Annotated in this window: 6 protein-coding genes and 1 pseudogene; 4 read left to right on the top strand and 3 right to left on the bottom strand. The window is 40.9% G+C overall.

Annotated features, from left to right (window positions below):
- The 3 genes and pseudogenes from QD47_RS33545 to QD47_RS28485 all read right to left on the bottom strand — a co-directional run.
- Positions 1-636, bottom strand: a pseudogene (locus QD47_RS33545) (IS3 family transposase); the annotation flags it as partial.
- Between the two features lie 534 nt (positions 637-1,170).
- On the bottom strand, positions 1,171-2,205 hold the full coding sequence (locus QD47_RS28490; protein WP_044649297.1) for an NAD(P)/FAD-dependent oxidoreductase: 1,035 nt from the start codon (positions 2,203-2,205) through the stop codon (positions 1,171-1,173).
- Complete coding sequence (locus QD47_RS28485) at positions 2,186-4,441, bottom strand: hypothetical protein (protein ID WP_044649296.1); 2,256 nt, start codon at positions 4,439-4,441, stop codon at positions 2,186-2,188. The genes QD47_RS28490 and QD47_RS28485 overlap by 20 nt, the downstream gene beginning before the upstream one ends.
- Before the next feature lie 1,292 nt (positions 4,442-5,733).
- Here QD47_RS28485 and QD47_RS33825 point away from each other — a divergent pair.
- The 4 genes from QD47_RS33825 to QD47_RS28470 all read left to right on the top strand — a co-directional run.
- Complete coding sequence (locus QD47_RS33825) at positions 5,734-5,859, top strand: hypothetical protein (protein WP_268794282.1); 126 nt, start codon at positions 5,734-5,736, stop codon at positions 5,857-5,859.
- A gap of 110 nt (positions 5,860-5,969) precedes the next feature.
- Positions 5,970-6,224, top strand: coding sequence for a DNA polymerase I family protein (locus tag QD47_RS28480; protein ID WP_152643899.1), 255 nt, complete (start codon positions 5,970-5,972; stop codon positions 6,222-6,224).
- Between the two features lie 243 nt (positions 6,225-6,467).
- The gene (gene ligA / locus QD47_RS28475) at positions 6,468-8,474 is read left to right on the top strand and encodes an NAD-dependent DNA ligase LigA (RefSeq protein ID WP_327204694.1); all 2,007 of its coding nucleotides are present in this window, start codon (positions 6,468-6,470) and stop codon (positions 8,472-8,474) included.
- Positions 8,475-8,721: 247 nt separating this feature from the next.
- Positions 8,722-9,078, top strand: a 357-nt coding sequence (locus QD47_RS28470; RefSeq protein ID WP_044649294.1) for a hypothetical protein, incomplete at its 3' end; no start/stop codon positions are given.

Below are 9,078 nucleotides of genomic sequence, written 5' to 3'. Positions count from 1 at the left end.
CTTGCTCAAATTTCCGGTCCAATACATTCGCTTGTTTGGCTTCATTGCATTTCGTGGGATGAGGCTTGTACTGAGCGACCGTATACGAGGAAACCAGTCCGAATTCCTTCATGATTCGTCCTATTCTCCGCCTGGATACCGTAAAGCCTTGTTGGTGCAGCTCTTTTTTAACCTTACGCGTACCATAGTTTTGACGACTCCTTTGAAAAATGTCTACAATAATAGAGGAAATTCCATCCTCGGATGGAACTTCGACTTTGCATTCTTCATAATAATAGGTGCTTCTGGGGATGTTCAGGACGTCGCACATTGCTGATACCGAGTATTTATGTTTATTCTGGCGAATGACATTTACTTTCGTCCCATGATCAGCGCGGCTTGCTTTAAAATGTCATTCTCCATGAGTAGTTGCTTGTTCTGTTTTCGAAGCTCGATCAGTTCTAATTCCTCTGGAGTCCGGTTGTCTTTCTCTTTGAAGGATCCCGATGTGGAACTCTGTTTCACCCATTTATCCAATGATGAAGGATTCAAATCATATTCTTGAATGATATCCTTTCGTGCTTTGCCACTTTGATAGAGCTGAACCATCTGCGCTTTAAATTCAGCGCTAAAGGTACGTCTTTCTTTTTTTGTCATGATCCGTTTGCTCCTCCTAGGTTGGTCTGTAGTCTACTATATTAGACCACAATTTTTCTGTCTAGAAGAGTGTAGCCGATCCAAGACTCCGTTAGGGTCGAAGAATACAAACACTTCCTATCCCACCAAGATGTGACCAAGCAGTGGGACAATCAATCCCCTCAGGGGCTGGATTTAAATATCCTTGACGCCTTGCAAAATTAGGTCTTCTAGAACCGCTTAAAAGATAGAGGAACTGCACGTTTACAACATTAATTGGATATTGGATGAATTTAGAGAAAAGCTCGATACCATTGAGCAACGGCGAATATGATGAAAACGATGAGTCTGTCAATAATTATATTTGGTGTATTTTAATAGTTGGAGGAATGCCCTTTATCGTATGGTCATTTCCAGAAACGTAGATCAGTTTGTATTACGCTCATGGAATATTCGGAAAGTAAGCAGGGGGAATAGAGATAATTTGCTGAAACTTAAGTACAGCTAATTCTCCTCGTCGAGTATAAGAAGACGAGGAGGTAAGTATTTAACTGACTAACAAGTTGGAAATGAAGGGAAATGTGAATAAAGTTTCTTTAAATAATTCACATCCTCCTGAAACCAACCTTTAATCCAATTCGAATAGTATTGGATCGCTATACTTTCAGTTACCTTTCCCAAGAGAACTTGAGAAATAAGATGCCCTGACATCATTCCCGTCATCATAGCCTTTAGGACGCCATGAGATGATAAAGGGTCAAGCACGTTTGCTGCATCTCCAGCTAGATAATAACCTGGACCAGCAGGGCCTTGAACCGCCCTCCATGTCACATCAGCACCTCTAATGTTTCCTACTGGGGCTAAGCCTCTAAATTCTGGAGGGATTTGATCCTTAATTTTGGTGTCCGGAGTTAAAGATAAGCGTGTCCAGTGATAGGTATTTGGTCGAACACGTGCAGTCCAAAGCCATCCTTCGTGGTTTGAAATGATAGCTGGAGCATCATCTCGAAATTGGTATTCTCCCTGAACATAACCGAATTTCACGATTAGCTGGGGGGAATATTTTTTTACCGACAAATTCATCCCTTGGGCAAGCCATTGTTGTCTTCCAGACGAATCAACCAGATATGAGGCTTTTAGCTCCCCACAAGTCGTCAAGGTGCCACTGATACGATTATGATTGATCATCGGTTTCAACGCCCGACAAGGCTGAAGCACTTTTACACCCAAGGAATGGGCATGCTTAAGAAGGATATTATCAAAATCTGCACGCCATGCTTGGAATCCCAGCCATTCTTCCATTGAATCTGAACCAAAGGGTAAAAATCGAAGCTTTTCTTCTTCCCAACTCACCCAATTTCCATGATGTCGAAGAAAACCGGCTGCCAAGACCTGATCGGCCACTCCCAAAGTCTCGAGGAGTGGCTGAATGCCAGGGTGCAAAGTTTCTCCTGGTCGATAGCGTGGAAAACTCTCCTGATCCAAAATAACGACGTTAAGCCCTTTCTTTGCACAGATAATAGAAGCTGCTACTCCAGCTGGTCCGCTGCCGACAACAATAACATCGAAATTACTCGTGGATGACCGCATCACTTAAAATCCAATCGGAATTTTGACGTTTGAGCAGGACGGTATTATTTATTACAAACACAATAACCATTTCATTAATTTCGACCCTTATTTTATTAAAGTGTTTAGTATCTACACTTTTTTCTCCATGTCTATACATTTCAAAACGATATACGTCACCTTGTATGGTGGTATTTGTTTGAGATTTTGCGGATTGTAGCTCCTCATCCGAAAGTTGAACCTTGAGGAACGAATATACACTCCAATTTCCCTTCTCTTCAAGTATGGTTTCTTCTTCCGAATCAAAGGAAATGCCCAAGGCTCTGTAAACGTAAACCATTGCAAGAACTCTTGCTTTATATTCAGTAACGTCAATATTTCCAGTAAGTGCTAAGGTATATTTATTCTTTATTGCCGAGTCGACATAGTCAGCGTAATCAAGTCGTTGATATTCAAGAATACTTTTCCCATCAGCCTGAATCATATGAGGACCTCTTATGCCATCCCAAGGAAGGTTCCCTACTTGTCCAATCTCTTCATCGGTTAATGGACAAACAGTAGGCCAGCGATGATTAGGCTGAAAGGTACGTGCTGCATCTGGGGCGACAGCCGGCCAATATGTGCTAAGAGCAGCACAAAGCTTCGCATCCTCAGGAAATGGGCTTCCAAGACCATAGGCTGCTAGGAATTCTATACCACCAGAGGTACGATCATAGCTGATATCCCATCCAGGAGCAAATACCCCTGAAGCTGCATCAGGCAAATAGGAATGCCTCTGGGTAGGGGGAATATCTAAGGTAGTACGCTCAGATCGGTGCTTGTATGGACTTGAAACAACTGAGGTTATCGTATCATCATAGGCATCGAAACCTGCTTCAACTAATGTTAAGTTTGCGGCCATACGATTATCCGATAACGTTTCTGGGGGGATAACCCATATTCCGCGTTTCATAGATTGTGGTAATGTGTGTTCCCACCAATCCATTAATTCTCGCTGATCACAACTCGGAAAAAAATCAGGTGCAGTAACCAGTGAATACGCCGTTAAGACATCCAACTCTAAATCAGGACATACTGCCTCAATCCAACCATCTGCGGTATAGTCGATATAATGAAGCGCCCGATATTCTCCTTCTGAGATGAGTTCAATTACGTCGGGAAGATTGTTAAGGTCCTCGATTGACCCTGTTTCAGAGACTTTACTACGGACATGGACATATTCTGGTGCGGGCCGAGCACCATGTATATCAGGAATCCTTAGACTTGAGGAAAGAGTATCTGCTCCCTTAGGCACTCTTAATGAGAGCGCTTTACCTTGATATTGTGCCGCTTCGACTAGAGTGTTGTGAACAACAGGCAGCAGAACTCCAGATCCGAAATCTAAGTGAGTGGACCACTCTGCAATATTTTTTGTAAACCAAAAAGGGGCTAAGCTAATATCTGGTTCTTGCCATCCGGTTTCATAGCTTTTTCCAAGAGTAGTATGGATTTTTCTTAACTTCTGATTTATATGCCGACTAATGAGGCTCACATTTAAATGAAGATCCTGAATGCATTCATCACCGTTGAATAGCTTGTGAACTGGTACCCAAAAATCTCTGTTCTCATCGTCATCTCTAGGTCGCATTGGTCCGAAAGTACCCTCATTTCCCTGCAATTTAAAAGCAATATAAGCCGAATACCGCGCAGGAAGCACTCGAATGCTGTGAGGATTCTCTTCTACAAAAGGCAGAAATCCGCGTAGTTTGGGACTATAAAGTGATTCCGCTGTACCCACTCGGGCAACGCCGGTTCGTGAGAAACAAACGTCGGCATGTTTAAGATGTACGGTTTCAGGAGCGGGACGGTATTCGGAGGTAAATACAACGATCGCCATAGGAGCTCCGTCCGCTTCAGCTCTAATATCAGTTAATTGAGGGGGAGTAATACCATAAATATAGTTTTCAATAATCTCTAGTTCAGCTAAAGTGGGAAAAGAAGTTAATTCTGAACCATCTGCCCCAGTGATAACTGATGGTGAAGCAACCGCATGGTAAAATAAACTATGTGCCGGTTGACGTGCTTCAATACCTCTAGTTCCTTCTAGGGAAAAGTCCAAGAACCCAGGGAAAGTTCGATCAATATTGGCAAGGGGCTTCATCATTTCAAGAGTTAATTTCTCAGATAAAATGTCCAGTCCATGAAGGAGCAGCAATTCCCTCCATCCATGATTGGAAAGGCGATTACATATTTTTTTTACTTCTTCTTCTAAGGTCATATTAGATTCCTTTCCTTGTCCAGAGTTACAGAGAACTATAGTTTAGATATATCTATTCCCATTTTCTAAAGTTTAATTCTTTGTTTTATTATGAATGGATAATCTTGGCCACTAAGGGGGGGATATCGATTACATTAATAGTGATAAGGGACTGAAAAAATGATGAGAAACAAGTATTCGAAAGAATTCAAACAACAATTCTTCAAAGAAGCGATGGAAACTGGAAATATAGCGGTGGCGCTCGTCGATATGTAATTACAACGGATATGCTGCCCGATGGGTTAAAGAACTGAGGAAGGAAAGGGGGAAACTAGCCTATTATTTAATACAATTCCATGGAATAAAACTCACTTACGTTGAAAGCGTTTTATCAGATGAAATAAAGGAATTAGTTAGTAACGGCTCTCCTGCTACGCGTTTTGGGAATTTGAATTGGATTCCATGGGGACGTCCTTACTATTTACAACGTAATGCACCAGGACATTTTTTTACCGTTTTAGGTTTTATCGCGCAAGAAAATTCATTCGCACGCACGCATGGACTGCAAATTTTCTAACAGTTATCAAAGGATAGGTAAAGATGCTGTTCAAAGTTATTTGAAGTATTCTGTTTCCATGAAGAAATGAATGAGTAATTCAGGTTAGATAACGGACGTAGCCTCTCATTTGCAACGTCTGAAGGAAAACCACATCCTTGATCGAATGGATTGGTTTTGTGAGGATATCAACGGCAACTTGGATTTAAAGAAAGAATTCGAGGGGTTTGAGGTTTCTAATTGTCCGATATTTGGTCCGACTAACCAAAGTCGCGGATGGAAGATTTCTTTTATCCAGAGCACTCAAATTCATCAGTGGAAATGGGCAAGGCCGTATTCTAGCGGCATATGCTTCTAAGTTTAACGAAATAGCGAATGCTTGGTTGATTTTGAGAGGCAACGTCCGAAATATTGACGGGTCAACACGATTTAAAGCGTTATTTGTTGTTATTAGAAGACCAGTCTGCCGGAGGCGGATCGGCACTCGGGCTGCAAGCGAGGCGATTTAACAAGGCGACCTCCCGGCATGGCCGCTTCTGGCGCATCCTCTACGCAGAAACTGTACCACTGCTTGCAATCTCGGCTAGCCTCTTCCCGAAAAACATAAGTAATGAATTACGTAAATTCATTTATAAGAAAACATGGTTATTGATCAACTCATTAATGATGGTTTGGTTTTTTTGTTAGATTTATAGCTTGAGCTTCTTGTAACGAATGCGGACAGTCTCTGGAAGTCGGGAGAGATGAGCAGCGCGTAATGTTCAATAAATCATGGGCGGCAACACCTGAGCCTGCTGAGGATTTGAGCGTAAATCTGAGCGGCGCTATGCTGCTGGAGCGTATGGCCGCGCTGGAGAAGCAAGGATTACTGAAACAGAACTAATTACTAAGAACAGTAGCGGAAATTCTGCCTCTTTATTTTCAACACAGAGGAGTCGAGGAATAGATGGATGGGGCAGCGATGGCAGAACAACTGCAAACGATTATGGTAGTATGGAAGGTTCTATTATAGCTGCAGAAAATAATAATTTAGATACGGCCTTAAAGAGATACATGACAAAATTGCTTGAAGGAAAGGATAGTGGCTTATTAAGTCGAAAATTAGCAACTATTATGATAGACATTCCTGAAATGAAGGAAATTTCATGGGAAGACCTGATTTCAAACATTAGCCGTTCCGGTTATTTATCTATGCTAAAAGAGCTTGAAATTGAGCATAAGAACGTGAAAGAAGCAGCTTTAATTTGAGAGCCTTCCCTTCTCGTTTAGAACATGTTACGATGAATGTTAATGTCATTAGTATGAATTTATCCCCTTTGGCAAGCGCCTTAAAAGGGATTTGTGAGAAAACACACTATTTTGAGTGCCTAGGTATACCGTATTCGGTTAATAGGCCCAATGGTGTGTTTTTTTGCTTTCATACGGAGAGGAAAAGCAAATATTTTATATATAAATGCGACATAAACCATAACAAAAGAGGGGTAGAGTTTAATGATGACTACATTAGATCGCTTACAAGAGCTTGTGCAATTAATCGAAATGCATAATTACCAGTATTATACTTTGGACAAGGCTATAATTTCTGATAAGGAGTACGACTTGTTATATGACGAACTAGTGCTTTTAGAAAGAGAAACTCAAACGATTCTTCCAAATTCTCCAAGTCAGCGCATAGGGGGGCAAACTCTAGAGGGATTTCAGCCTTATAAACATTTATCTCCTTTATGGAGTCTTGATAAGGCAAATAACCACGAGGAAGTGCTGTTATGGAATAAACGAATTATGAGGATGATTGGAGAGTATAATGAACAGCATCCTGAAAGGCTTCTCCCAGCCCTCACCTATTATGTTGAACTCAAGTTTGATGGTCTCACGATCAACCTCGTTTATAACGAAAACGTGCTTATACAAGCCTCGACAAGGGGTAATGGCGTGGTTGGTGAGTCAATTCTTCCCCAAGTAAAGACAATTCGCTCTATTCCTCTAAAAATCCCTTATGCGGGCCGAATTGAAATACAAGGAGAGGGTGTAATGCACCTAAGTCAACTTGAGGCATACAATCGTACAGCTAGTGAGCCACTTAAGAATGCTCGTAATGCTGCAGCGGGAGCTTTAAGGAACCTTGATCCATCTGTAACAGCGAGCAGAGGTTTGCAGGCTTACTTCTATAACGTTGGTTTTGTTGAAGAAGAACTCTTTACCTGCCATGGGGAAATGCAGGAATTTCTGAAGCAAAATCGTTTTAGAGTAGGTTCACACATTGAGAAATTTGATTCTCTTGATGATGTATTTATCCATCTTAAGCTTTTGGAACAGCAACGTCCCAGCTTGGATGTGCTTATTGATGGGGCAGTCATCAAAATTTCTGATATGCGTACACGAGAAATTTTGGGCTATACCGAAAAATTTCCAAGATGGGCATTAGCTTTTAAATTTGAAGCTGAAGAAGCAACTACAGAGCTACTTTCTGTTAATTGGGAAGTAGGCAGAACGGGTAAGGTTACACCTGTAGCAGTACTAGAAGCACTGGAATTGGGCGGTGTAACCGTACAATCTGCAACACTGAACAACAGTGACGATATTAAAAGAAAGAATCTTGAATTCGCAATTGGCACGTCAGTATTTGTTCGTCGTTCAAACGATGTCATTCCGGAAATATTGGGGAAAGCAGATGAAGATGAGCAGGGAGGAGAAATCATTATTCCCACCCATTGTCCATCTTGTCAAATGGAACTTATCAATAAAGGTGCGCACTTGTTTTGTCCTAATTCTAGACTCTGCCGACCACAGATAGTGAACAAACTTATCCATTTTGCATCAAGAGACGCTATGGATATTGAAGGATTCAGTATATCTACAGCAGAACAAGTCTTTGATGTGCTTCATGTAAGCACACCAAGTCAATTATACAATTTGACATTGGATTCCCTACAGCAATTAAAAGGAGTACGAGAAAAGAAGGCTTCAAAACTTATAGCTGCAATAGAGGTAAGTAAGACGCGGGAATTTGCAAATTTCTTGTATGCATTGGGAATAAACGGTGTAGGAAAGTCTACTGCTAAAGTATTAGCTAATGCTTTTTCTAATCTAACGGAGCTCGCATCAGCAGACTTAGAGGACCTTACAGCATTACCAGACGTTGGGTCTATCGTGGCCGAACAAATTCAATCGTTCTTTACAGATCCGGAGGAGAGAATTCATCTTGCTCAATTAATTGATCTGGGTGTAACACCTAAGAAAGTCTTGGAGACTGTAACGATAGATACCGAGTTCTCAGGAAAAGTGGTAGTTTTAACAGGCACCCTTACTCATATGGGGCGAAATGAAGCAGAAGAACTATTGGGTTGCGCTGGAGCAAAGCTTACCAGTAGTGTATCAAAGAAAACGGATTATGTGATTGTCGGAGAAAAAGCTGGCAGTAAGCTTGAAAAAGCAAGGGACCTAGGCGTAACGATCCTCTCGGAGGATGAGTTTAGAGAGAAAGTCGGTTTGAACTGATTTTTTGAGGAAAAATTCAACTCACATGAATTAAATTGTAAATTGATTTCTAAACTGATAAAATATGAATATATACTTTACCTTTCTGATCCTGGCCATGCGGCGTAAGGATAATTGATATAAAAACGCACTTTCGGGTGATCATTCTCATCAGTTTTTATGATGAATTGATTATCTTGAAGTGCGTTTTTTCAATAAACAGTGAGGTGGAGTATTTTTTTTTACTCTATATATGAGGAGAGACGAAATGTCAACAAATCAAAAGTCAAAGAAACTAGAATTTCTGAATAAGGTCATTGAACGATACACTAATGCAAAAAAAGTCCAGTATTCCCCAGGAGGCGATTTAGAATTTGATTTCATAGCACATTTCTATCTAATGCTAGAAATTGAGGCTACGGACATAGCTGCCATTGAACAAAATATAGTGAATGTTTTTGCTTCACCAAAAAATCATGTAGAAACAAAGATATCTTTACTTCTTAACGAAGCAAGCTTTACTCCGATGGAGCTGTCTAGGCTAGAATCATTTGCTTTTTTAGATGATCAAACAAGCATACTTCGAGATTTACAACGAATGAGACGTGTTTGTAAAAAAAGTTTT

This window comes from Paenibacillus terrae (genome assembly GCF_000943545.1).
GTDB lineage: Bacteria > Bacillota > Bacilli > Paenibacillales > Paenibacillaceae > Paenibacillus > Paenibacillus terrae_A.
Note: the sequence above shows the minus strand (reverse complement) of the source record. Positions and strands in the feature narration are given on the sequence as shown.